The organism is Anaerocolumna chitinilytica (genome assembly GCF_014218355.1).
Classification (GTDB): Bacteria; Bacillota; Clostridia; order Lachnospirales; family Lachnospiraceae; genus Anaerocolumna; species Anaerocolumna chitinilytica.
This window is the reverse complement of the sequence record NZ_AP023368.1, coordinates 1,655,958-1,682,488: the sequence shown is the minus strand read 5'-3', so window position 1 is coordinate 1,682,488 and position 26,531 is coordinate 1,655,958. Positions and strand designations below refer to the sequence as shown.

General features: G+C 39.2%; 15 protein-coding genes and 1 riboswitch. Of the genes, 1 reads left to right on the top strand and 14 read right to left on the bottom strand.

All coding sequences use genetic code 11. From position 1 onward, the window contains the following. Positions 1-67 precede the first annotated feature (67 nt). Entirely contained in the window at positions 68-2,590 is a 2,523-nt protein-coding gene (locus bsdcttw_RS07200) for a cation-translocating P-type ATPase (RefSeq protein ID WP_185258702.1), read from the bottom strand. Between the two features lie 112 nt (positions 2,591-2,702). After that, a riboswitch (NiCo riboswitch) is annotated at positions 2,703-2,810 on the bottom strand. Positions 2,811-3,008: 198 nt separating this feature from the next. Between bsdcttw_RS07200 and bsdcttw_RS07195 the strand changes: the two genes are divergently transcribed. Next, complete coding sequence (locus bsdcttw_RS07195) at positions 3,009-4,313, top strand: LysM peptidoglycan-binding domain-containing protein (protein ID WP_185258701.1); 1,305 nt, start codon at positions 3,009-3,011, stop codon at positions 4,311-4,313. A gap of 71 nt (positions 4,314-4,384) precedes the next feature. Here the strand turns inward: bsdcttw_RS07195 and bsdcttw_RS07190 are convergent, their stop codons facing one another. From bsdcttw_RS07190 to bsdcttw_RS07130, 13 genes are all read right to left on the bottom strand, one after another. Further along, the gene (locus tag bsdcttw_RS07190) at positions 4,385-6,379 is read right to left on the bottom strand and encodes a methyl-accepting chemotaxis protein (RefSeq protein WP_185258700.1); all 1,995 of its coding nucleotides are present in this window, start codon (positions 6,377-6,379) and stop codon (positions 4,385-4,387) included. Positions 6,380-6,932: 553 nt separating this feature from the next. Next, a complete protein-coding gene (locus bsdcttw_RS07185) occupies positions 6,933-8,291 on the bottom strand; it encodes an FAD-binding oxidoreductase (protein WP_185258699.1) in 1,359 nt (452 codons plus the stop codon). 201 nt (positions 8,292-8,492) lie between these two features. Beyond that, complete coding sequence (locus bsdcttw_RS07180) at positions 8,493-10,220, bottom strand: heparinase II/III domain-containing protein (protein WP_207726509.1); 1,728 nt, start codon at positions 10,218-10,220, stop codon at positions 8,493-8,495. Positions 10,221-10,246: 26 nt separating this feature from the next. Beyond that, on the bottom strand, positions 10,247-11,869 hold the full coding sequence (locus bsdcttw_RS07175) for a sensor histidine kinase (protein WP_207726508.1): 1,623 nt from the start codon (positions 11,867-11,869) through the stop codon (positions 10,247-10,249). Between the two features lie 245 nt (positions 11,870-12,114). Beyond that, entirely contained in the window at positions 12,115-13,152 is a 1,038-nt protein-coding gene (locus tag bsdcttw_RS07170) for a response regulator (RefSeq protein ID WP_185258696.1), read from the bottom strand. 68 nt (positions 13,153-13,220) lie between these two features. Then, positions 13,221-15,503: a GH36-type glycosyl hydrolase domain-containing protein gene (locus tag bsdcttw_RS07165; RefSeq protein WP_185258695.1), complete on the bottom strand. Its 2,283-nt coding sequence runs from the start codon at positions 15,501-15,503 to the stop codon at positions 13,221-13,223. Continuing rightward, a complete protein-coding gene (locus bsdcttw_RS07160; protein WP_185258694.1) occupies positions 15,487-16,155 on the bottom strand; it encodes an SGNH/GDSL hydrolase family protein in 669 nt (222 codons plus the stop codon). Before bsdcttw_RS07160 ends, bsdcttw_RS07165 begins: the two co-directional genes overlap by 17 nt. 22 nt (positions 16,156-16,177) lie before the next feature. Beyond that, a complete protein-coding gene (locus bsdcttw_RS07155; protein ID WP_185258693.1) occupies positions 16,178-18,349 on the bottom strand; it encodes a glycosyl hydrolase family 28 protein in 2,172 nt (723 codons plus the stop codon). Positions 18,350-18,439: 90 nt separating this feature from the next. Continuing rightward, complete coding sequence (locus tag bsdcttw_RS07150) at positions 18,440-20,416, bottom strand: alpha-amylase family protein (protein WP_185258692.1); 1,977 nt, start codon at positions 20,414-20,416, stop codon at positions 18,440-18,442. Between the two features lie 30 nt (positions 20,417-20,446). Continuing rightward, positions 20,447-22,675 carry an FAD-dependent oxidoreductase gene (locus bsdcttw_RS07145; RefSeq protein ID WP_185258691.1) on the bottom strand — a complete coding sequence of 743 codons (2,229 nt, stop codon included), beginning with the start codon at positions 22,673-22,675 and terminating at the stop codon, positions 20,447-20,449. A 136-nt stretch (positions 22,676-22,811) separates the two neighbouring features. Beyond that, on the bottom strand, positions 22,812-24,410 hold the full coding sequence (locus bsdcttw_RS07140; RefSeq protein ID WP_185258690.1) for an ABC transporter substrate-binding protein: 1,599 nt from the start codon (positions 24,408-24,410) through the stop codon (positions 22,812-22,814). 28 nt (positions 24,411-24,438) lie between these two features. After that, positions 24,439-25,323: a carbohydrate ABC transporter permease gene (locus tag bsdcttw_RS07135; protein WP_185258689.1), complete on the bottom strand. Its 885-nt coding sequence runs from the start codon at positions 25,321-25,323 to the stop codon at positions 24,439-24,441. A 130-nt stretch (positions 25,324-25,453) separates the two neighbouring features. After that, on the bottom strand, positions 25,454-26,410 hold the full coding sequence (locus tag bsdcttw_RS07130) for an ABC transporter permease (RefSeq protein ID WP_185258688.1): 957 nt from the start codon (positions 26,408-26,410) through the stop codon (positions 25,454-25,456). Positions 26,411-26,531: the final 121 nt, after the last annotated feature.

The window sequence follows — 26,531 nt, the reverse complement described above, 5'->3', positions numbered from 1 at the left end:
AAAAATGCTCTAACTATTATATGAGGCTTTCAGGAAGCATGTGATTATCATAGACCATATATCCTTCTTATCCTTTTCGAAGTTTATGAAATAATTTTATTGGTTCATACCACAACACTGCCAGCATTGCAATCCCGAATGAACCAAAGAACTGTCCTGGCGAAAGAGGTGCCAGTTTTAATAAACCAGAGAGAGGAGTAAAGAGGATAATAACAAGCATAAGCAGCGTTCCAATATTGGCAATCCACATGACTCGGTCTTTGATAAGACGATTTATTGTTTGGAATATAAAATCATTCTCTGAGCTATTAACCTGAACTATCAGCAGATTAGCAAGCATAAGTATAGTAATTCCCATGGAGCGTGCAACCGATGCATTCTCTGGATTGCCAGCGAGGGTAACATAATAGGTTCCAAAGGATGCCAGAAATATTGTAATCCCCTGTAAAATACTTTTAAGCATGATGTGTACATTTAAAAGTTTTTCGCCAGAGTCCCGTGGCTTACGTTCCATTAAGTCAGTTTCAGCCGGCTGACGCTCTAATATAATGGAACAGGTGGGATCTATGAGCAGTTCTAATAAAACAACGTGCAGGGGAAGCAATAACAGGGCAGAGGGGGTTACATGAAGCACTGGGGCCAATAATGATGCAAAAGCTATAGGGATATGAATTGTAAAAACATATCCGACAGCTTTACGGATATTATCAAATATTCTTCTCCCATCCTTTATTGTTTCTACAATTGTGTTGAAATTATCATCCAGCAATATAAGATCAGCAGCTTCTCTAGATACCTCACTGCCACGCTTCCCCATAGCGATGCCAATATCGGCATACTTTAGTGCCGGTGCATCATTTACACCGTCACCTGTCATAGCCACAATCTCACCATTTGCTTTAAATGCTTTCACTATTCGCATTTTATGCTCAGGAATTACACGGGAAAAGATTGACACTTTCTTTACCGCCTCCTTCAGCTCTTCTTCAGTCATATCATTAAGCATGTCACCGGTAATGATATTATCCTTATGCTCCATGCCGATTTTTTCTGCGATGGTAGAGGCAGTAATCCCATTATCCCCGGTAATCATGACGATTCGTATGCCGGCCTTACGGCACATTTCTACATCCTCTTTGACACCCTCTCTTGGCGGGTCAGCAAGACCTATCAAACCGCAAAGGTTCAATCTGCATTCCATAATCGACAGTGGAATCTCGGACTCTGACTTAAGCATAACTGCAGCTACTGCGATTACACGCAGCCCCTCTTTGGACATTTCTAGAACCTTATTCCATGCAAGTTCTCTGTCTTGAGACGTCATGCTGCATATTGATAAGATTCCTTCCGGTGAACCCTTAGCAGCTATCATATATTTTTCATTCCTGCGCCAAACATGCCCCATCATCTTTAATTCATTGGTAAATGCATATTCATTCACCAATTCTCCGTCAAAAAGGGTTTCCTTTGAGATTCCATGGTCATCACAGTAAGCCAGTATTGCTTTTTCCATTGGGTCATAAGCATCCGTTTCACAAGCGAGACCCATTACTTCCAGAAGGGTATGTTCATCCCCCTCCGGTGTCCAGGTATTTTGTACCGTCATTTGGTTCATTGTGATAGTACCTGTTTTATCAACACATAATACCGATACTAAGCCTAAGGTTTCAACAGATGGTAATTTGCGGACAAGTGAATGCTTTTTGGCAAGCCGCCATGCTCCCATAGATAGAAAAACGGTCATAATCACAGGAAATTCTTCCGGAATCATTGCCATTGCAAGGGTGATACCGGAAAGAATGCTCTCGGTCAAGCGTGGTCCGGGGGTATGATCAGTCAGGTTTAAGTAAGTAAAAACGCCGACTAAGGCAAAAAATCCAACTGCAATTACAGCACATACTTTTATCAATCTTCCGGTCTGCTTCTGAAGCGGTGTTAGTTCATCGCCAGCTGTTGCTACATTTACTCCGATTTTCCCGTATTCGGTTGCCGCTCCAATCTTATCCACACAGATTATACCGTTTCCCTGTATTACCAGTGTGCCGGCGTAACAATAGTCCTTTCGCCAATAATCATCTGTTGACTCTGTCTTATCCTTTACATTCTTCCAGACTCCTTCTGTTTCACCGGTAAGAGAGGATTCATCTACTTGAAGGTCATTGCACTTAATCACAATTCCATCTGCCGGGATTTTAACACCTTCGTAAATCATCATTAAATCGCCCGGAACAAGATCCTCACTAGCAATTACCATCTCTTCCCCATCCCTTATAACAGTGACATGAGGAGCTGACAAATCCTTGAGCGCATTCAGAGTTTTATCGGTTTTCCACTCCTGAATTATATCAATGCTAATAATTCCAATGACGAATATCAGCATGATAGCACCATCTCTGGGTTCACCAAGGATAAAATAAATTACAGCTGCTGCAATCAATAAAAGGAACATCGGTTCAGACATAATATGAAGAACTTTTCTTATAAAGTTCTCATGCTTATCAGGTGTCAGTACATTTTTTCCGAATTGCAATTGCAATTCAACTACTTCTGCGGTTGTTAATCCTGTTCTGTTTTTCATGATTTTTGTCATAAAAGAATCCTCCGTTTTCGTCTATTACGGTTTTTGAATTTCTCTTATGGCACTCCATTATAGGTCCATCTTCTGTTCCATGGTATAAAAAAACACACCTATGGAACATAACAACTGTCCCACAGATGTGCACAAGACGGCAATCTGCTGCTACTAAATTCGTAGCCCGGCCCCATAAACCCTACAATGCAGGATTTATCGCCTGCTCAGTTTGTACTGTTGATCTTGCATTCATTTTATAGAATGTAATGCAGCGCAAAGAGATTACCCTGTATTATATGCATCACACCTATTTCTGTCTACAAAATTATGAACTAATTACTAATTAATGCCCACTTATTCCCATGAATCTATTTCAATGACTGTTTAGAGGAGGATATGCATATATATTATTTAGAACAAGATTTTAAGAGGCTATATGGATATATATGTAGTGCAAGAAGGGGATACAATATCCTCAATAGCAGAACAATATAAAGTCACCGTAGATCAGTTACTTATTGATAACGGACTTGAAAATGCAGATAATCTTGTGATTGGTCAAACCATTGTCATCGCATATCCCCGCCAGACATATACAGTCCAAGAAGGAGATAGTATAAGCAGCATTGCCCATAGCTTTGGTATTACGATTAATCAGCTATTAAGAAATAATCCCTCATTGAATGACAGAGAATTTATATATCCGGGGGATATCCTTGTGATAAGCTACAATACAATAAGAGAAATCTCAACCAATGGTTTTGTATATCCTTATGTAAGTATGGATATTCTCAAAAGGTCCTTACCATATTTGACCTTCTTATCCATCTTTAATTATAGAGTAACAGAAAAGGGTAATATCATTTCATATGGCGACGATACTGAAATTATTAGATTAGCAAAGGCTTATGGAACATTGCCATTACTAATGATATCTACCCTGACACCACAGGGTGAAACGAATTTAGAAATTGTCTATGAAGTATTACTTAATGAAGAATATCAGGCTAATCTTATAAATACTGCCTTAAACTTGTTAACAGAAAAGGGACTTAGCGGAGTTAATCTTGTTATCTCCAGCATAAATTTAACGAATCAGAATTTATATATTAAACTGATAAATAAATTCTTTAATTTGCTTAATGATAAAGGATTTTTATTATTCGTAACGATTAATCCCAATATTAAGGTTGAAGATGGGAACTTTACCTTTGAAAAGCTTGATTATAAATCAATTGCCGAAATTGTTTACAGGTTAATTTTTATACAATATTATTGGGGAGTTAATAAGAATCCCCCAGCACCAGTAAGTTCAATAGCTGCTTTGCGTGCCTTTATGGATTACATTACATCAATAACCAGTGCTAGAAATATCTCCATAGGAAAACAATTAATTGCTTATGATTGGGCCCTTCCCTATAAAGAAGGAGAAACAATAGCACATGCACTTACTCTGAATTCAGCGATTGCTCTAGCAAGCGATACCAGTTCCCAGATTCTATTCGATGAGGTATCACTAACTCCGTATTTTTACTATTACTCCTCCTTTACAGGGGAGTCCTTCGAGCATATTGTATGGTCCATTGATGCCAGAAGTATAAAAGCCAATGATGATTTGATCATAGATTATGGAATAAAGGGCTCGGGTATTTGGAACCTAATGGTTTACTATCAACAGCTGTGGACTATTATGATATCCGAATTTGATATTATTAAACTGCTTCCCGAGAAGTTTCAATAGTACAAAAAATCCAAGGGTTCCAGAACTTATCAATAATTCTGGAACCCTTGGATTTTTTAGAACAAATAAAATTATATTTTAAATTTTGCTACTGCCTGACCCATTTCTTTTGTTAAATCACCAAGATTAACTGCTGATGCAGCTACATCCTCTGTGGATTTTGCGATTTCCTCCGTGGAGGCTGCAATTTCTTCTGAAGATGCTGAGGTTTCTTCTGATATTGCAGAGATATCTTCAATTTTGCTCATGATGTCATTTTTCTCTGATTTAATTAAATTAGCGGATTGATTAACCGTATCGATCTTAGGTATGATTTCATTTACCGCATCTATAATAGCCTGGAAAGATATAAGCGTAGACTCTATAGCCTCTGATTGATTTGTAAATTCCTTGCTTACAAAACCGGCAGTGTCTATCATAACTTTACTTTCTGTCTGAATATTACTAATTAAATCTGAAATACTAACCGCTGAAGTTCTTGACTGTTCAGCTAGTTTACGGATTTCTTCCGCAACAACTGCAAAGCCCTTGCCGGACTCACCTGCTCTGGCAGCTTCAATGGCAGCATTTAATGACAAAAGGTTAGTCTGCTCTGATATCGAATTAATTAAATTTGTAATTTCATTTATTTTGCTTATGTTTAAGTTAAGATTCGTTATTCCGCTCTTAAAATCTGAAAAAGTTGTATTTAAATCAGCCAAAGACTTTGCCAGGTTTTGCATATTGGTATTACTTTCCTTTGAAGAAAGATAGATATCATTGGCATTTGTATCTACTGTTTTTATATCAGAGGTTATTCGATCAATATTAGAACCGAATACACTGATACCTTGTGCTATATCCGCTAAGGCATCTGTCTGTGAGACGGTACCTCTTGCAACTTCTTGAATAGAATTTGTCATTACATTGGTCGAAGCACTCATTTCCAACGACACGGCTGACAGACTCTCCGCATCTTTATCAATTTGTGCTGAATTGTTAATAATTAAACCAAGCATTTCTTTTAAGGATTTTTGCATAACACTAATACCGTTTAACATTTGCCCGACTTCATCTTTTATCCTTAGATGTTTTTCACTGATCTCAACCGTAAAATCCCCCTGAGCCATTGGTTGCATATAATTTACTGCGACTTTAATACCCCTGGTAATACTTCCGGAAATAAAGTAAATAAGTATGCTTGAAATGATTAAAAACACGACTGCCATTACGATACAGACGGTAATGAGAGAGGTAAGCTCTGAGAGCAACTCACTATCTTTTACTGTAACAGCTAAAGACCAGCCTGTACTGCCCACGGAAGTGAATACCATGAATTTATTTACACCATTATAATAATATTTACCATAACCCGATTCACCAGCAATCATTCTCTTTTCCAACTTAACTAGAGACGCAAGCTCCGGATTTTGCTTCACATTTTCAAGATCATTATCCTGCTTATCAACTAATTCTTGAGTATAATGTGCAATTTTTACGCCATCCTTATTAAGCATGAAAGCTTTTCCGGATTTACCAAAGGTAATTGCATTTACGATGTTACTAATTTCGCTTCCGTCCTTTACAGCAGTTAAAACACCTGTTACTTTTCCTTCCTTCATTATAGGTACTGCATATATTTCAACGATAATACCCTCTGTTTTACTTATCAAAGGATCTGAAGCATTGGATTCCCCTTTACTTGCTTTTTGAAAATACTCTCTGTCTGCTACATTTGTATTCGTACCATTACTAAAGATTGTATTGCCTTCAAGATCAGCTAATCCAACCTTTAAATACCCATTCTTTTCGATAGCATCTGAAAAATGTGTCAATTTCTCTTCCATGCTGCTAGTATCGTCCATTAGGAATTCGCTTTGTGCCAGCGTCTCTAAAACTGAAATCTGCCAGTTAATTTTACTTTCAACGACCTCGGCCCCCTGCTCTACCATTGCCTCCATTGTTTTTTCTGCTGTCTTTTCTAATGCACTGCGTGCACTGATAACAGATAATACACTTACCCCGGTAATTGCTAGAAAAAGTAATACTGCCGTAAATAGGTATAGTTTTGTTCGAATGCTTTTCATCCTTAATCCCCTTATTAATATTAGTATTTTAAATATCACTTCACAAATATATCATATTACCACATTATATTTTATTTTTCGACAATTATAATTAAAAAAAATAATTTTTCGTAATCGCTTCTAACAGTTGATAAATTCAAATTTAACCTTACTGACGTATTTTTAAGTATTTCATAACTTTACCACCCTCTGATTATTTTAGTGAAAATTAAAAATTTAGTAATTAATTACATTTTTTGTCTTTTGTTCAAAACCCCCTTAATTTCATCAATAGTACTAGTTTACCATTAATTTATTCAATAAACCATGGTATAATATTCCATTTATCATAAAATATGCACTAAAATTTTAATTTTATATTTATCATATTTGTATATAATTATAATAATAATCATTACTTATATTAAGTTACAATTAAATAATAAGTATAGTAAAAATCTTTTGATTACCGATAGAAAGTAACAGAAAAAAGATATTGAGAAATTTCATTCAATATCTTTCAAAATTTATTAAAGCTGCAATCCCAGAGATTACAGCTTAAGATTCCTACATATTAAATTTCTTTATCACACATGCAAATCGGCGGAATACTTTGAACAAAGTTAAAAACATTTTCCGGGTCGTAACGTTCTTTTATTAGACGAAGCCTTTCAAAATTACCGCCATAATATTCCTCACCATAATTTCTTATACATAAATCAGGGACATTAACATAGGAACCGGTTATATAGGGCTGCAGTCTTGTACGAGTCTGTTCGACTAGTCTAATGCTCTTTCGCGTTTCACAATCATCCGTCCATGAGGCATCCCATTCCATATAATATCTCGTGTTACGCCAGAAAAATGCTGTATCTTCAGGTGGTATCTGATTCATTACCCCTCCGGAGTTCAGGAAGAAGAAATTGGATTCGGTTCCGGTAGCTTTTTCAAGAAAGTCTCTCATAGCTGCAATCCCCTCTTCCGGTACATAATTCTCAACCCAAGCTGATGACCAAGTACTCTTTTGTGAGTCAAACAGAGGCTCATTCGGTGCCCAAAAGTCAATTGCTTCTAATAATGTAACCTCATCCACAAACACCTTAATTGGTGCACCTGTATTGGTTAATGGTAAGATAATTCTTTCCAATTCCTCAGCTGAGCCAAGGAATATTCCTTGGGAGTGCAGTAAACCATTGGTTTTTGAGTATGCCTCTAAGATGGTACCAAGTCTGGTATCTACAAAAGATGCCCACCTTTGCCAGGCATCAATAACTTCATTTAACTGTTCCCAAGGCCAGACTACTTCAAATATTCCGACTTTACAGGGAGCAGTTCTTACTTTAAACGTGTAAGAGGTTATGATTCCGAAATTACCTCCTCCACCACCGCGAATAGCCCAAAAAAGGTCAGAATTTTCGCAAGCATTCACCTGCAGAATTCTTCCATAGGCATCCACTAAGGTAACACCCAGAATATTATCGGAAATCAATCCAGCAGTGCGCTGTATCGCAGTGATTCCCCCGCCGGGGCTTATACCGCCTATACCTACGGTTGAGCTGTCACCAAAAGGTGCCAGGATACCTTCTCTTGCAAGCATTCTTACAAGCTGACCTACACGTATTCCTGCTTGAACTTTTGCTATATTGTTTTCCTTGTCAAGCATGACATTTCTCATATGACTGGTATCTATAACAATTCCGCCATCGGTTTGGGAAAAATCTTTTGCTAGCGCATGCCTGCCGCTTCGCATACGAATGGGTACTTTATTCTCACGAGCCCATTTAACAGCATTTGACACATCTTCATCGTTTTGAGCAAAAACAAATACGATGGGAAATGCGTTAGTAAACGGATTCCAATTCATGCGGGCCTGCTGGTATTCCGGGTCATTTGGGTAAACTACCATTCCGGTCAATTTTGTATTATGATTCATTTAGTCACCCTCTATTTATAATTGGCTTCTTATTAGTTTATTCAACATAATAAATATAGCCATATTATTATATGTACTACTATTTACCCGGTTCCACTCTTTCGACATAATTCAGGTTCCGACAGTTCATAGCAGACACATGGTAATCCAATTAGAGAATGTCTTTCTTTATCATAATATCTATTAGAAAACGCCTAACAACTAGCTTTTAGAAAATTCGTAAAATAACTGTATCAGAAGGGTTATGTTCTCACTTTCACTTCTTGTTCTTAACCCAATTCGATAGGCATCTTTTCTAACACCATAATGATTCTCTACAGAAAACTCCTCCAGGTTATACTCCAAAATACTGTTTTCATAAGCTATCAGCAGCTGGCCCTTCTCTCCTGCTATAGAAAGCTTTCCCCCTTCTAAAAGAACAGGACGGATATAGGTTACAAAGCTTTCTTCCAGTGCAACGGCATTTGCTGCTTTTACGGAATCTGTTAATTTAATTCCCCTCTTATCCATCTCTGACCTTAGGGTACGTCTTAAGCTTATCAGTTCCGGTACAGGATATAACTTCCCAAGTTCCATGGTGATTTCTGCGAAATCATCCTTTCGTATAACCTGCTCCACTCTACATTTTTCTGGTGTCGATATCTGTTCCTGTCCCTGTAGGAGGGGCAGATTATGATACCTTGACCTGGTATGTACATGCTCATAGCGTTTCTCACCAAAATAGTCCGCCGTATATTTGCCAGCTCCCAGATCAGCCAGCAGCAATTCTCCGTCTATGGCAAATAGAAAGCTGCCTGTGTCGTTATGATTGTGCTGTTCTTGGTTATTACCGCCTTTGACAGCAAAAAAGTATCCATCTTTCCTTTGAAGAAGCCACTGGCGGCTTTCAAGATAGACTGCCTCTTTCCCAAGTTCTGTATGAAATATCCGGCTGTCTGTCCACCACAAATCCCGGCTGATATGAGCAAACCGAAAGCAATGATCAAAGTCAAAGGATGTAATCTGTGTACAAGCAGGCATTTCTACTTCGTATTCCTGCTGCAGATAGGATAGCAGGCCTGTAGGAAGAAGCGTTTTTTCAGGAACATCTGAAAATGGTACAAAAGAAGACTCATTCATTTGTACAACACTTGGAAATTCAGCCAATTTCCTGAGCTTTACCAACACCTTCTCTTCTATATGAAAGCTTGTATCCAGTTCTTTTCGCATAGCTATGTAATAAGTGTAATATCCAAATCCATAGACCCAGTATCCAATCCCCTCTTCACAAGCTCCATCCTCGCCAAAACTATTCAGATAATGAACCAGGCTTTCGTCTACTTTCTTTAAGAGCTTTTCTTTCCTCTCCCCCTGTTCCAATAATAATGCCGCCATACCAATACAACCGTTGCACACAGCACACCAGTTGCTTTGCACTGTCTCCCACCACCAATTCTTACGAAGAAAAGGTTCAAATATACGTTCTGAAATCTGCCTTCTTATATGTCCTTGTAAAAACGGATGGATTTTATCTGCGTGGATGGATAACAGCTCTGCTAAGGTATCAGCTGTTTCCGCAGCAAATAAATCTATCTGAAACTCCGGGCTTTCAAGGAACCCCTCCTTATTCTGAGGCAGATGAGCTGCAACACACCAGGAAAATTCATTGGTTACAGACCACAAGAGCTCCTGAAAATAATTCAGTATTTCCTCGTACTGTTCTTCTGTATTCCGGTGATATTGCAGATATAAACCAAAGGCTGCCAACTGTTTTCTTCTCTCAAAATAAACCGCCTCTGACTCTGCTCTGCTGCCCTGTTCAATGAACTTACGATAGCCGGAAAAAAGAGACTGCGGAATACTTCTGCCTAGGTTCTGCTTTACATATTCGTCGATTTGCATTCTTAAACTGAGAGTATCCCCACTGCATTCCCATCCCTGCCTTTGCATAATCATACACCTGCCTTATACTATTCTCATTGTATTTTTACCAATGGGATTCTTATTTTAACGGAAGTTCCAATGTTTTTCCTCGATTCAATTGAAACTCCGTATTCTTTTCCAAATACAATTTTAATTCGTTGATTCACATTATATATGCCGATATGATCTTCTGACAGGCTGGACCTGTCATTTAGTTTCTGATTGATTTCCGATACCAGGACCGAATCCATCCCAACACCATTATCGCTTACTGTCAGTACAATTTCCTGTTCACTTGAGATGACCTGAATCTTTAGCAACCCGCCTTTTCCTTTAGGCTTGATTCCATGATATACCGCGTTTTCTATAATTGGCTGCAGGCATATCTTGATGATGGAATATTGCTTTACCTTCTCATCAATCTCCCATTTGGATTCAAAGACATCTCCGTAACGCAAGGCAAGTATATCCAGGTAGTTTATAGTGTTTTCTATTTCCTGCTCAATAGAAATAATGTAATCTCCCATGTAAACATTATTACGGAAAAGCCGTGCTAAACTGTTGACTGCTTTTGATACCTTATTCTCACTCTTACTTAAGTCAAAGGCCATCCAGTTAATTGTTTCCAGTGTATTATATAAGAAATGGGGATTAATCTGGGATTGTAGCATTGCAAATTGTGACTGCTCAAGCATTTTCAATTTGCTGTCCAGTTCATCTTTCATTTTTTCATTGGTCTGTATCTGCTTTAAAATAGTGCTGATGATATATCTAAGTTCATTCAATCTAGCATTCCGGCTGTCACCATGAGTACTAAATCGCTCCGGCTCCTCTAATACTGCTATAATTTCCGCTACCGGCTTATAGCTGCGAATCGCTGTAAAAAAAGCAAATACAAGGCTTAATATAACTAACAGAATACTCAGAATTACGATTTGCAGCTTCAACTGGTCCAGTTTATTCTGGTATAGAAGCATCGAGGTCCGGCTGACATAGGTAAACCCAAACTTCGTGGAAGGAATAACGGATACGACGGAGTTCATACCATCAATATTTTTGATAACAGAACCGGTGCTGTCGCTTTTTAGTATATTCTTCAAATAAGGGGTATCTTTTGAGGCGGCTCCAAACAAATCTTCCTTGCTGGACATAATTATATTGCCTGTATTATTGATTAAGAAAATATCACTTTGATTCTGATATTTTTCTGTAGTAATGATATTATGCAGCTTCTCACTGTTGATATTTAATACAACCGCTCCTCTTTTAACTTTATCAATAATAATAGGCTTGATAATGGTTATAAGCTTTGGGTAATTACCATTTTTAAGCCTGGGTATTGTACTGCCGGAAACATCCTCAAGGTTGTTATATTCCTCCATCCAGGAGATGTCCTTTAGCTCCTTAATCGGACTTTTTCTTTCTCCGATATAAACGGACTTGTTGTATTCGGAATAGACATAAATGGAATCTATATACTTATAAATCAAAGGAAGAGCTCTCACCAACTGGGTAAACTCTCTCATAGATTTGCTGTTTATATTGGAAAACCAGTCATTTACCATAAACATCTGAACATTATCGTTATAGGAGATATAAGTACACAGCATATCGCAATCGCTTAGTATACTGTCTGAAATATCTCTTACACCATAAAGCAAAGAATTGTTCTCCATAATAATTTCTTCTTTTGCCACATGTTCCATATTCCGGTAGTACAAATCGCTAAGTATAAAAAAAGGAATGGAAAACATAATAAAAACCAATAAAAAAGTTCGAATGAACATGCTGTTGAATTTGAAGTTTTTAATATATGACCATGTGCTGTTTTTCTTCTTCACACTTATGCCATTCCTTCCTTTATAAACCAGGTCTGTGCCCCCTGGCAAGCACAAACCTGGTTTATAAATATACTCTTGTCCTACCTGTTGCTTATGAATCGGCGTGCGTAATCCTTTGGTGTATAGTTGTAGTATTCTTTAAAGATTCGTGTAAAATAACTTGGATCATGATACCCGCAGGCTTCACTGATTTCTGTAACCTTCTTGTTTTTTTCAAGTAATCTGACCGCCTGCTCCATACGAACTCTTAACAGATAATTACTAAAGGTCTCACCTGTCTGCTTTTTAAAAAATCGGCTGAAATATACTGTACTAAAAAACATTTTATCAGCGACATCCTGCAAAGAGATATCCTCTTGTAAATGCTCCTGCACATAATCCTTAATATCCTGCAGCAAAAATACATTGGGTGCTTCTTCTTCCACTAACAACAGGTGGAATATTTTCTCGAGAATCTCGAGGGCACATAATTTTATCTCATTCACATCTTCCAAGGCTAGCAGCTGGTTTAAGTTAAATTTGTCCGCATTCAGCTGGATTTTCAGATACAGATTGAACTTGTCAAAAATAATTTCGTATAAGTCATAAAAATATTGATTTATTTTTGAAACCGGATTGTCCTTGACATCCTCAAAAACTGACAAAAGTATATTCTGCGCTTCTATTTTTTTATTGGATAAAATATTAGAATAAAGCAGCTTGATCTTATCCATAAAAAGCACCTGGTCTTTTCTGGATTTCATCTGTTCCAGTTCCGTTTTCATTTTCACCAGTACATCCTTAAATTCCGCAAAATCCGTAGGTTTTAGGATATAATATTTCACTCCATATTGTATGGCTGATCTGGCATATTCAAATTCTCTGTAACCACTTAATAAAATCACTTTTACGCTAGGTTTATTTTCAAAAATATATTTTGCAAGCTCGATACCGGATATGTGAGGCATCTTAATATCCGATACCACTAAATCAACATCATTGGTTTTTAAAAAATCCACCGCTTCTGCGCCGTCACAAAAGTTGTGTATAACTTCAAAATCTTCTATTTCAGAATTGATGAAATTCGTAATCCCACTACGTATAACTAGTTCGTCATCTACTACGATTACCCGATACATACCTCATCTCCTCGCCAAGAGCTGCTCTAAGTCTTAAAATTCATTATAATACTATAGCACACTGGACATTATACTTCTACTGAGAATTCTTTTCTACCTTCTATATGCTCTATAAACACTTTTTTGTCTCTGTTTTTTATGGTGATGTGATATTTACAGCCCCTAAAGACTCTCTCTATCCGGATATTCTCCCAGTCTTTTGGTATACAAGGAGCTATCTCAAGACCTTCCCACCTTGGTTTGACTCCTAATAAATACTGGGTAGCTGCCAGATACATCCAAGCTGCCGTACCGGTAAGCCAGGAAACATTCGCCAGACCGAATTTATCACTCTCCGGTCCGAATATGTTGGAGGCATATACATAGGGCTCGGCCTTGTACCGGTATTCTCCTGCTCTGGATTGAACCACCATCGGCAATAACTGATGGTAATACTCATAGGCCAAGTCACTTCTGCCTAACATACATTCGGCAATAATAGCCCAGGTATTGGCATGACAGAAGACGCTGCCGTTCTCCCCGCAGCCTTTGTTATAATAGGTAAGGGGGTCTTCCTTGGAAGGATAATCCTTCATGGCAGGGTGTATTTTCTTAATGCCAAATTCCGTATTAAGATACTTTCTCACACTATCCATTGCCTGAACTTGTTTGGCGGGATCTCCCATACCGCTGATAACTGCCCAGCTCTGGGTATTCAGCCAGATTTTTGCCTGTTCTTCGGCCTCAGATCCGATAAAGGTTCCCTCATCCGTGATACATCTCCTGAACCATTGACCATCCCAAGCCACAGTATTTATCAGTTGCTTTTGCTCTTCGTAGGTCCTGTTGTATTCTGATGCCTCTTCCCCCATAAGTTCTGCTATCTGAGACATCATATTTAGTACAGTACCAAACTGCATGGAGGTCCAGATACTCTCACCTTTTCCTTCACGGCATACCTTGTATAGCATATCATTCCAGTCTGAGGAAAGCATTAAAGGAAACCCTTTTTCACCAAGGTGTTTCTTTGTAAAAGCAATGGATCTTTTGATATGTCCCCATACAGTGCCATTTTCACCACCGTCATAATAGGGCAACTCTGTAAACAGATAATCAAGCTTACCCTCTTCCATGACAATATGGTAAACATCCATTACCAGCCATAGGTGATTATCCGAATGGATACGCTTTACCGGCTCCCACCCTTCTGTGGGGAAAAAGTAATGGTTACAGTGTCCGTCCTGGTATTGCTGGGTAAATAATAAATTTAATTTATCTTTTGCCCTCTTTGTATCAAAGGGTATCATGGCTAGAATATCCTGCGCCGTATCTCTGACACCGACGCCGCGAAAGGTTCCGGTAGCATAGTAGCTGATATTGCGGGAGAACTGAAAATTCCGCTCCATCTGATAGGGATTCCAGATATTAATCATTGTTTCTGCTTCCTTATCCGGCAGCTCACATTGAAACTTCTCTAAAAACTCATCCCAATCCTGCTTTAGCGCTTCCATTGATTTGGATATAAAGTTCTTCTGCCTGCAGTTTTTTACGGAAGCAAGGATTTCCTCTTCTGTCATGGCTGTTCCAAGGAATATATGAATTTCTTTCTCCTCTCCGGCCTTTAAGTCAACAGTTAGCTGAAACGCAAAGCAAGGGTCGCCTCCATATAAAGTAGAGTTAGAGCAGGCATTTTCCTCAACCCTTATAGGGTTTTCTTCACTCCGGTAGCTTCCGATGAATTCATCACGGTCACAGTCAAAGCCGCTTATCTCCGTATCACAGGCAAAATATACAAGGGGTGTTTCTTTCGGTTTAGGCTGATCTTCTACTCCATAACGATAAATAAGGATATCCTCCAGATTATAGGCAGAAAGCTGATGTTTGTTATAGCATTGCCACTGAAGTTCTCTCATAAACTCCATCATACCAAGTTCTACATAGGGAAAAACCGTTATTTGCTTATCCTCATCGGATTTGAGCTTTAGGTCCCAAAGGAGGGCGTTTTCGTACTTACCCACCATATAAGTCGCTGTCACCTCAAGCCCATTCTTACTTGCTTCATAACGTGTATAACCCATGCCATGGGCAGCCTTCCATTGATCCGGCTTCAGCTTACAGGGCTCACTGGTGGGACACCAGATATCTTGATTATCCTTAATATAAGTGTAGAAGCCACTTCTATCCGTAGGCAGATGAAAAAAACGGTAATGGTTGATTCTCCAGATCTGAGGTGAACGATAGAATGCTACGCCGCCTCCTGCCTGTGATATCATGGTATGAAAGGTTCCGTTGGACAGATAATTCATCCAGGGGGTGGGGGTGTTATAATGATCAATTGTAACTTCTTTTCTATCCTTATGAAAATGATACATTCGGATCTCCTTTAACGCAGCGCAGCCATTCTCTTGCGATTAATTGATTTCCGGCCATGGTTAGATGAATTCCGTCCGTTGACCAATAATTTGCTGGTGCAATTTCAAGTGCCTGCTCAAATACTTTTCCAAAGGGAACAAAGATTGCCTGGTACTTTTCTGCCAGGGACTTCACTATGGCTCTTCTCTCCAGCATATGGCCATTCCAAACATCCCAGTTTTCAATGATATCCGCAGAATTCTTTGCTTCATTAATATCCATTTTAAATAAAAAGGGCTCGCAAAGTACGATTTTCGCCTGAGGCCTTGCCATTTTGACCTCATGTAACATTCTGTCATACACAAATTCAAATTTCTCAGCATCCGCTCCCATATTCAATCTTAAAGCATAGCCAATGTCATTGATACCGCATAAAATGCTTAAAACATCAAATTCAATGTTTAAGGTATCCTCAATCCATCTGCCGTATAAATCTGAAATCCTGTTACCGGAAATAGCAGTATTCCTTATATTAATCCCCGGATAATCACATAATAGACTCGCTCCGATAAACTGAACATAACCATCACCAAGGATTCGGTTCTTATCCTTTCCCTCACGATCCCGATTAGCATCGGTTATTGAATCTCCCTGAAATAATATTGTTGCCATATGTATTTACCTTCTTTCTTTTTTATCTGTTCATAACTGTATCTGTCGTTATTACCACATTAGCAAACATGTGGGCACTCGTAGTCGGTGTTACCGAATGAAACATAGTATAAGGGTATCTATACTTTGAGACTTCTTCTGTTTTAGCTTCTATTTCCATCCAGAAATGCTTTGTTTCTGTAGTAAGTCCAAGGTCTGTCAGCGGGATTGATATTATTCCATTCCCTCCTCCGTCTAGGACGATTTTTTTGATTTCCTTCACTTTAGGCTCATTCTTAAATACCAGGGTTATCTCTAGCGGGCAGCGTAATTGGGGAGCTGGTTCCAATTCATGCTTTCCGCTGATTACAGCGGGTACAACACCAAAATCCGTCTCTTCAACGGAAAATACCACTTCTTCTTCCCGTCTTTCTACTGGCTGTGCAGTATATAAAACCAATGAATTCTTTTCATCTTTTAAAATATCCGACTGTAGGACAAGCTCTCCCTTGCAGATTGTGGCTTTTAAGCCCTTGGTTCTGATATTATAGTAATTTATAAATTCCAGCTCAGTGGCTTTTTCTAACTCCCTTCCCTCCCAGAGTATCCAGTCTAACTGCAGGAACTTCCATGCATAACTGACATTTGCATCATGGGATTGAATTGCTATTACATATTTTCCGGGGGGCAGACTGACATCATAATCAAAGCACTTTCTCTCACCTGCTTTTATTGCAAGTCTTTCTGCCTCACGCTTATACGCTCCCATATGAGCAGGAGAAATCTGAAGCCAAAACGCAGTAAGCTGATCCTTCTCTCCGGTGTTATTTATATTTACCCGGACTCTGCCTTTGTAAGAACCGTTATCCGTCAGGACGAAATCATCCAGTATTTCTATTCCGGTCTCTAAAAGGTTCATCCTCTCTGTTTGTTCATCCGAGCAGAATACCACATTCTCCACATACTCCATTACTGAGAGTCCGCATTCTCTTTCGTTGCCGGCAATTTTGCCAAGTATATTGATATTCTCAAAGAATATATTATGGATAGCCGACGCTTCACTTAATCCCTGTAACCGGGAGCGGGACAGCAGTAAATCTGAACCGGGATTTCCGATATAATGAATATTCTTAAAATAGATATCCTTTATGTTTCCTTTTTCCTTATCTCTATTCCAGAAGGAGTCCCGAATCCGGATATCAAAGAGCTGTGCTCCCGGTGCATTTTCAATCCGAATGTTTTCAAAGTGAATGTCTGATATCTCAGCCCGGTCTCCATGATGGATTCCCATTAAGGGATAACCGGTAGGAGAATGAATAATATCAATATTCTCAAACCGTACGTTACTAACCTTTTCCGCCCGAAGCTCAACCCCTACTTCTATTGGTCTTGCAAAATCATTCCAAAGAATGGAATCCTTAAAAGTAACATTCTCAAGATCACCTGTATTAAAAGCCTTTACTACCAGGGAATCATCCCATACTCTCGTGAATACATTCTGCACGAGTACATTCCTGGAGCCGCAGATGTCGATTCCATCGGAATTCCCCCTGCAGCCGAAGATTTTTACATTGTCGATTAATACGTCCTCGCAGCCAAAGATTCTTAAACTCCAGTCGTTGCTGTCGGTAATTGTAATATCTTTAATGCAGACCTTCGTGCAATGCATAGCATCCACACAGCGGTGATAGATATTACGTACCTCCAGTGGATATTTTTCCATGCTTATTGTTCCATACCCGCAGATGGTAACATTATTACAATGGTCCAAATCAATCTTACCATTTAGAAAAGCGCCTTCTTCCAGGTAAACAATTGTATTATCCTTATTGATCGTAAGTATATCCACCGTATGAATCCCGCGTTCAAAATACATGACATTCCCGGCATATTTATCAAACTCTTCATATTGCATAGCTTCTGCAAATACCAGCAGATTATTATAATAAGTGCCGTTTATCTCAACAGAGAACTTTGCTGCTCTCTCCAGATGGATTACTATTTCATGTTCCCGGTAAGTATACTCTAATCCTAAGCTTAAGGGCCGTATGATAACATTCTCTAATAAAGCTTCTGATTCAATGCGTAAATCTACCGGCTGGCTCATCTGGAAGCTGGTATACTCCACTTCCTGTACTTCATTGTATGGCATGGGAAATACCTTGGCGGTGCAGATATTTGTACTTTTTCCATTTACATAAACCTTGTAATTCATACACTGTCCTTCTTTCTCTGTGTTTGCTTTGCTGTCCTTCTAGTTTACAGCGCCATCTTCCCGGATATCCCTTTTGTAACATCCGAAGTTCTAATGCTCTAATACAAGCATCTGATGCAAATTTACTTCCGGAACAACGATATTAACCACCCCATCTTTCACCTGATATTCCAGGTCCGTTCCCTGAGGCGCCAGATATGTTCTCCTTACCTTCTCTTTCACTTTCAACTGAACCTGTATATTATAAAGAGGCTGTATATCTTCTATAACTTCTGTGTTTAAACCACGTTTAACCGGCACTCCATATAACAAATGAACAATATATCGATTTATTTGCTTCGTTACCGTCGCTATCCCCTGGGCAGGAAGAGTGGTCTTTAAGGTCAGATTTTCTTCTATGAGTTCATTGATGGCATATTGGACCATGCGTTTTAATATCAGACTTCCCTTTGTGGCATAATCCTGAAAAACTTCCCAGGATATATAAATCCCGTCCTTTCCCCTTACCATGCCTGTGCCTGCTTTTTCATTCCTGCACGGAGTATGCTGATGGGAGCAAAATGCTTTGTAAGTACGGTTAAAATATGGATTTTCACGGCTTCCAAGCTCTCTTCCGGATATATTTTTAATGTTATATCCCTGAGAGTACATAACAAAAGCTGCATTTTCCAGATCAGGTACCTGAAAGGAAGGTCTGAAATAATCCGGATTATATGGATTATCCCCAAGGAAATCAACACCAAAATCCAGCATGAATTTTGTTTTGTCCCTATCGAGGCCTGACTTGCCGGTTGCCAGAATCCTTCCGCCCTTCTCCACATATTGCTTTAGCTTATCCCGACTCTCTTCATCCAGTAAAACAACATCCGGCAGCAGAATTAATGAATACTGATCAAAATCCTCATTTGTATCTATTACGTGAAACAGATAGTGTCCCTCCAGTAATATACGTACGGCGCCGACGTCTGCTCTTTGAACTTCGTCTAAGGTAGTATCCTTAATCCCGCCGTTCATTTCCCAAACTGCCTCTCCTGAAAGTACGCCGATATCTGCTATATTCTGTGCTTTATAAAGCCAAGGTTCCTTCTCCTCTAATTCTTTATATGCTTTACCAATGAGGGAATAGGTAGCCGGATCCATTTCCCCTGACGGGTGAAGCTGGTCTCCGATGGAAACTCCTGCGCCGTTTGCTGCCGACAAAGCGGCTTCATAACGCAGGGCATTGGGATGCTTAAACCCACCAAACTCTCCCCAGGATAAATGGAACTTTCCCGTCATACCCAGATATTCCATACCAAGGGTTCTCGCATAGGCTGCGGATAAGGGGAAATGATCATAACCCCATCCTCCGGTAGGCAGACTCTCCAGTTCCAAGTGGGTATTCTTATTTGCCAGGTCTCTTCTGCCCCGCCTGATATGCCCGCCGTTATGAAACAAGGGAAGGCCTGGTTTGATACTATCGATTGTCTCCCTCACTTTTCTTGCATAATTAGCATAAACGCTCTCAGCCAGGAGTCTGACCTCATCTTCCTTAAGAGGGTCCAATCCTCTGTCTTCCATAGCTTCTCTGCAATATTTACAGTAACAGGGCTGAACACCTATAATGTCCAGAAAGATTCCATCCGCCTCATAGTTTGTTAGAACCTCCTGAATCTGTTCTAACAACTCCTCCAGATAGGGTGAATTAATACAGAGTTTATGATACCCCGGTTCCAGAAAGGTCTTTGTCCATAGCATGGTATCATCCTTTTCTCTTACCACCCATTCCGGATGTCTTCGTGCGGTCTTTTCATCAAAGCCAGCTGACAGGTATACCGGTGTCTTTACTCCGATTTCATGAGCCGCTTTTATTTGTTCGCCCAGTAGATCAAATTTCAGATTCGGGTGCATCTCATTACACTTGGAAGGATGATAAGACCATCCATGATGGCACTTTGAAAACAAGGTAATTGAGTTAACATGCCCTCTTTTTAAGGCATCCTGAAATTGTTCCTTTTGAAAGGCTTCACCAATTCCTTCAATTTTTTCACTGGTATGAAAGTCCAGATGGACTTGTCTGTAATTCATATGATTTCTCCTTTAAACACCTTTCATCTGTTAGAACAAATTTACACCGAAGATTCCGGCCTCAGCTCCCCAGCTGCTTATTACTTTGATTTCAATCTTGCTCACCTGAGCTCTGGGAATCTCAATTACCTGATACCGCCTCCAATTATCCTGAACTCTTTTTGTAATAAGATTATCCTGCGTATAAATTGTCAGTTCAAAATCTCTGACCAGACTTTCCGGCATATCCATACTAGTTTCATTTTCCAGGCAGCTGTCAAAAATAATAGCTACTTTACTGGCCTCAACAGGTGCTTCTGCTGTTAAAGTCAACGTTTGCGGGAATTCTCCTGCCCCAATCCATAAATTCGGCATACCATAAGGTCTGGTAAAAGGAGACAGAGCCATTGCAGGTGAAAATAATCTTTGAGCCGGAACCATATCCTTAAACAGGATGTTTCTATCTCTGTCATACCGATGTTCAAAAAACAGATATCCGGTTTCCTTCGAAAGCGGAATGCTGTCATGATTACATTCCTTACAATTCTCAGCCGTATACATTCTAAGAGTAATTGCACCCATAGGTCTTTGAGATGCAACCTCAAGAGAAAGAGAAGGATTTTTTTCAAATATCAGATACAGCTTTCCATCTTCTCCTCTGTCCCCATTCACTGTAAGCTGAAACCATCCACCATATGCTTCCGGTATGGAGACTTCACTTACCTTTTGAACTTTCTCCGGTAAAAAGGTTTCTTTATGACCGCCTGTCAGTATTTTATAACGCAGAAGCTGGGTAGTATCTGATTGATTTCTAATCTTAAGTTTTATGCTCTCCAGATGCTCTGTCTCAAGCATCAGTGCCAAGCCGTAATCATTTTCAAGTTTTATGCTTCCGCTGCTTATTACATTTTCATATTTTTTTTCACTGGTGGCGGAGGCTTTGAAGCTTTTCATAACCGGGTTAAGACTGTTTACACCTAGTATCGTCTGATCATCGTAAACAAGGGTTTGCTGTAATTCTTTTATATATAATTTTGTCACTTCTCGTGGGGATAAATTCTGTTCTATGCAGTATTTTGCGGCAGTTCCTACCGCCTGACCCATTGCAGCACAGGTTGCCATAACCCTGGTTGAGCCTAAGGCAATATGACTTACGCTGATATTTCTGCCTGCAAACATCAGATTATCTAAATCTCTTGCGTAGAGAGACCGCATAGGAATATTATATAATCCAGTAACCGGAATAAAATTGCTGGCAGGAGCACTGTCATAAATCCCAAGGTTTGCATGGACATCCATAGGCCATCCGCCGATGCACACAGCATCCTCGAAGTTGATCTTATTTTCAATATCATTTTCCGTTAACACATAGTCTCCCAGGAATCTTCTGGATTCTCGGGCACCTGACTTTGTATAGATTCTTTTTAAACAATAATTCTTTGCTTCCGGATATTTTCCGCTGTTCTTTATATAATCCCATATACCGTAGATCAGCTTACGAAGCTCTAAGTCGATCTCCTCATTCTGATAAATTACATCCACCTGTCCTCCGTATTCCAGAGACCAGTGGGCTCCTTTTACCGTTATATTACGGAAATTTTTCGGGTTATGTATCTCTTTTATAAAGTCCATGTCAGCTACCTTATGGGCGAATTCCGGTGGTGTGAAGGTAACCTCCCTCCCGCAGTCAACGGTTTCAAAATAAAACGTATTTCCCATGGTATATTTATCTGCTGTATCCGGTGCCCAGGTTTCCCCGTATTCCGCTTTTCCTTCCCGTCCCATACGGAAGCTGCAGCCTGCCTCATAGGCTAAAACACCATTTCCTGTGGCATCCACATAGATTTTACTCTCAATCTCAAAGATCTCATTGCTAACAATATGCCTTGCATAACATCTCGTAATTTTGCGTTCTGTCACCTCACAGGAATACACAGAGGTATTTAATAACAGGGTAATATTACTATTTTCATAGATTAAATCAAAAAAAACGGCATCCAGCAAAGCTCCTTTGTCATAACCACCTCCGACTGCATACTTTGACATGCGAAGCCTGATTTCTTCAATAATTCCGCCTTCTCTCGCATAGATAGAAGGATTAAGGCCCAGATGACTGGCACCGGAAATCTGAATTCCGATTTCACTAGAGGCATTTCCGCCTAATACAGAACGGTCATTAACCAATAATACCTTCAGACCTTTTCTGGCTGCTGCTAATGCTGTGCAGATACCGGCCATTCCTCCTCCTGCTACCGTAAGATCAAAATTAAGCTTTTTCATACTCTCTCCGTTTCAACGATGTGTCTTCCGGATCTATAATATAACATTCTTCTATGCCATTAAGGCTGATGAAGCTTACCTTAACAGCATAGAAGAGAATTATGCATCGTTTATTTTGTTATCATTTTACTTTGCTTTATTTGGATGCACGCCACTCATCAATCTGGCGCTGAATTTCTTTTACAATTTTATCATCGCCCGCTTTTACCAGCTTATCAACGAAATCCTTGTACAGTGCTTCCGCATCCGGTGCAGCTCCTGAGCTTAGTGTTGTCTTATATTCACCTACTACGGCATTAACCTGTGCAAGCTCAGTTTTAATAGGATCGGTATTCAGGGTAAAGCCCTTCAGCTTGGAAGGTGCTGCAGCTGCATTTACTTTTTTGATAAAATCATTTTGAAGAGTAAGAGGTTTATCCTTCATGTAAATCTCATAGCCATTGAATATATTGCCGATAGCCCAGTTATACTGTCCGTAAGGGCTGTCTGCTGTAGGCTGTGAGGTATATCCGATTGGTTCAATTTCATGATCATTGATTTTCTTATAATGTTTGCCCTCGATGCCATATACCATCAGGTTGTATAAATCTTTTCCTTTTTCGGTATTCAATAATTCAAGTAATTGAATGGCTCTTTCCGGATTTTTTGAATTGGAGGAGATAGCCATATTGGTAGCAGAAGCAGTGTAAGGAATATAATGTGAGTTATCAAAAGGAATCTTTACATAAGCAGTTGAACCGGCTGCTTCACTGGTTGCTATTTCAGATTCGGTCGGATAATATCCCTGTCCTACAAGGTAATTTCCACCGCCGCGAACCTCGTAGATATCCTGTGATACATTGTCAGCTGTCAAGATATCCTTACGGATGTAACCTTTCTTGTACCAGTCTGAATATACCTTTACAAAAGTTTCATATTCGGGAGTTCTGTAAAGATTTATAGGTGTATAATCATCACTGTAAATATCGATTTTATAAGGATTCAGAATCCATTCGTAGCCTTTTTCCACATGATCGGCAAATCCGAAGACACCCTTCTTTAAATCCCCACCGTCTTTAATCATGACAATGTATTTCTCGATTTCATCCCACAAGCTCTTATCCATTTTTTGATGGGAGCTAAATAAAGCAGCAAGTTTTTCTACATCAATCTTATCCTTGTATTTCTCATAAATTTTTTCCGGAAATTGCAGGGTGGACACATAGGAAACCATCTGCTGCATGCAAGGTATGCTATAGAGCTTACCGTCAACTCTGGATTTATCCAGAATGTTCTCCGGAATTTCTTTTAAGAGGGAAGGAGCATTCTTAGCAATTAAATCATCCAGTTCCATATAAGAACCTTTTCTAACTTCTGTTACGTAAGGAATCATCCAGCCATGCCATACAATATCAACATTTTCCTGTGAGGCGCTGATTAACTTCCACTTTTCCGCATAGTCCGCAGAGGTTATCCCCTCAAACTTAACGGTAGTACCCGGCAGATATTTCTGCAATTCTTCATTGAATTTATCCCAAACTTCCTGGGCATCCTTTTGTTCCCCCGGGCTCATAAATACCCATTTTAAGGTAACCGGTTCTGCCTCTTTGGCACCTTCTGTTGCTGTTCCGGTAGCCTCTTTGCCTGTATTATTTGTTTTTCCTGTTTCTGTAGATGAGTTACTGCTTTTGCAGCCAGACAGAACAAGTGAGAACATTAGGCAGATTACCACAAATACTTTCATTCTTTTAAACATAAATACCCTCCTTTTTCAATGTAAACCTCTATTCTTTTACCGCTCCTACTGTTAAACCTTTCGCAAAATACTTCTGAAAAAACGGGAATATAATCAGCATAGGACCGGCCGCAACAATACACATGGCAAATCTTATGGTTTCAGAAGGTAAATTGGAAAGATTGATACTGACACCGGCCACCGGTGAGCTCTCGGCCATATCTTTTATAAATTGTACTTCCCTTAATATCTGTTGAAGTAAATACTGTAAGGAATACAGGTTTTTACTCCTGATATAAATCAAAGCAGTATTCCAATCATTCCACCTGGCCAGTAAGTTTAATAAGGAAACTGTGGCTATTACCGGTTTTGACAGGGGAAGAACAATTTTATAAAATACCTGCAGCTCTCTGGCTCCGTCAATCTTAGCAGATTCAACGAGTGAAGGCGGTAATCCCTGGAAGAAAGACCTGATTATGATAATGTGAAATGCATTTGCCAGGTTTGGCAGTATGTATACCCAGATGTTATCCTGCAGATGCAAATATTTGGTCATTAATATATAAGTAGGAATCAATCCTCCAGAAAACAACATTGTGAAAATAATAAAAAATGTTACGGGCTTTTTATATTTGTAACTCGCCCTCGATAAGGGATATGCCATCATAGTCATAACTACCATACTAAGTACAGTGGCTATTAAGGAATAAATGATCGTTACTTTATAGGAATTCAGTAATTGTCCCGGGCTTTTCATAACATATTTATACGCTTCCAGTGAAATCTTTGATGGAAACAGCTTATATCCATTGGCTAATAGTGTATGTTCATCTGTAATAGAAGCAGATATAATCAATACAAACGGCACTATAAAACACAATGAAAATAATATAAAAAAGATATTTACAGGAATATTAGCTTTCTTGCTTTTCATATTTGGCTCCCTTCTGCGTGCTTTAGCACGCGTACAAAATCAGGGGGAGTGAAAGATTTATCTTTCACTCTTGGCTCCTAACTCTGTGCTCATTAGCCTTTCGAAAAATGCGCTAATGCACGCTATATTATCAGAACAGTGAATTTTCTGGAGAAATCTTCTTAACAATCTTATTCGTAGTTACTACCATAATCAATCCGACAAATGACTGGAAAAGACCAACCGCTGTGGTGATACCAATATCATCACCGGTCTGAAGTCCACGATATATGTATGTGTCAATGATATCGGTGGTGGGATAAAGCAGACCAACATTGCGGGGTATATTATAGAAAAGTCCGAAATCACCTTTGATAATATTCCCAACATGGAGTATTGTAAGTACAATCATTAATGGAACCAGGGAGGGAATGGTTATATAGCGGATTTGTTTCCATTTGCTGGCTCCATCCACCGTTGCTGCTTCAAAGAGCTGTTCATCTATGCCCATTAAAGCTGCGTAGTACATAATACAGTTTAGCCCGACAGTTTTCCAAACATTAACGATCGGCAGAATAATGACCCAGTATTTGGGTTCCAGATACCAATCAACACTTTTCATTCCAAAAAACTGAAGAATCTGATTTAAGATACCCATATTGGGTTCCAGTAAAATATAAGTAATGTATCCGACAATGACCCAGGATAAAAAGTGAGGCAGAATCATTGTTGTCTGATAAAACTTTAGTGCCAGTCTATTTTTTATTTCATATAAAAGTATTGCTATGGCTACAGAACAAATAATCCCCAATATTATAAATGCTAAGCCATATCCAATGGTATTTCTGGCAATTCTCCAGGCATCCTGAGATGTGAAGAAGAATTTAAAATTCCGAAACCCGACCCACTTACTCCCTAATATGCCCAAATTGTTACGATAATCTTTAAACGCAATAACAACACCAAGCATTGGCAGGTAACTAAATACCAGAAAAAAGATAATACCAGGGACTAACATTACAGACAGTTCAAAATTATCTCTAAAGGTCCTCCATCTGCTCTTCCTATTTATTGTTAAATTTGCTTGTTCCTTTCTTGTTTTCGCCATAAGCTCTAACACCTTTCCGTCACTTTGTATAATTATTCTTGCTCTTTCTGTAATTCATTATATCTCTTCAACAAATCCCGAACAATAATAGATATTTAACATAACCGCAGTATTTTAACCA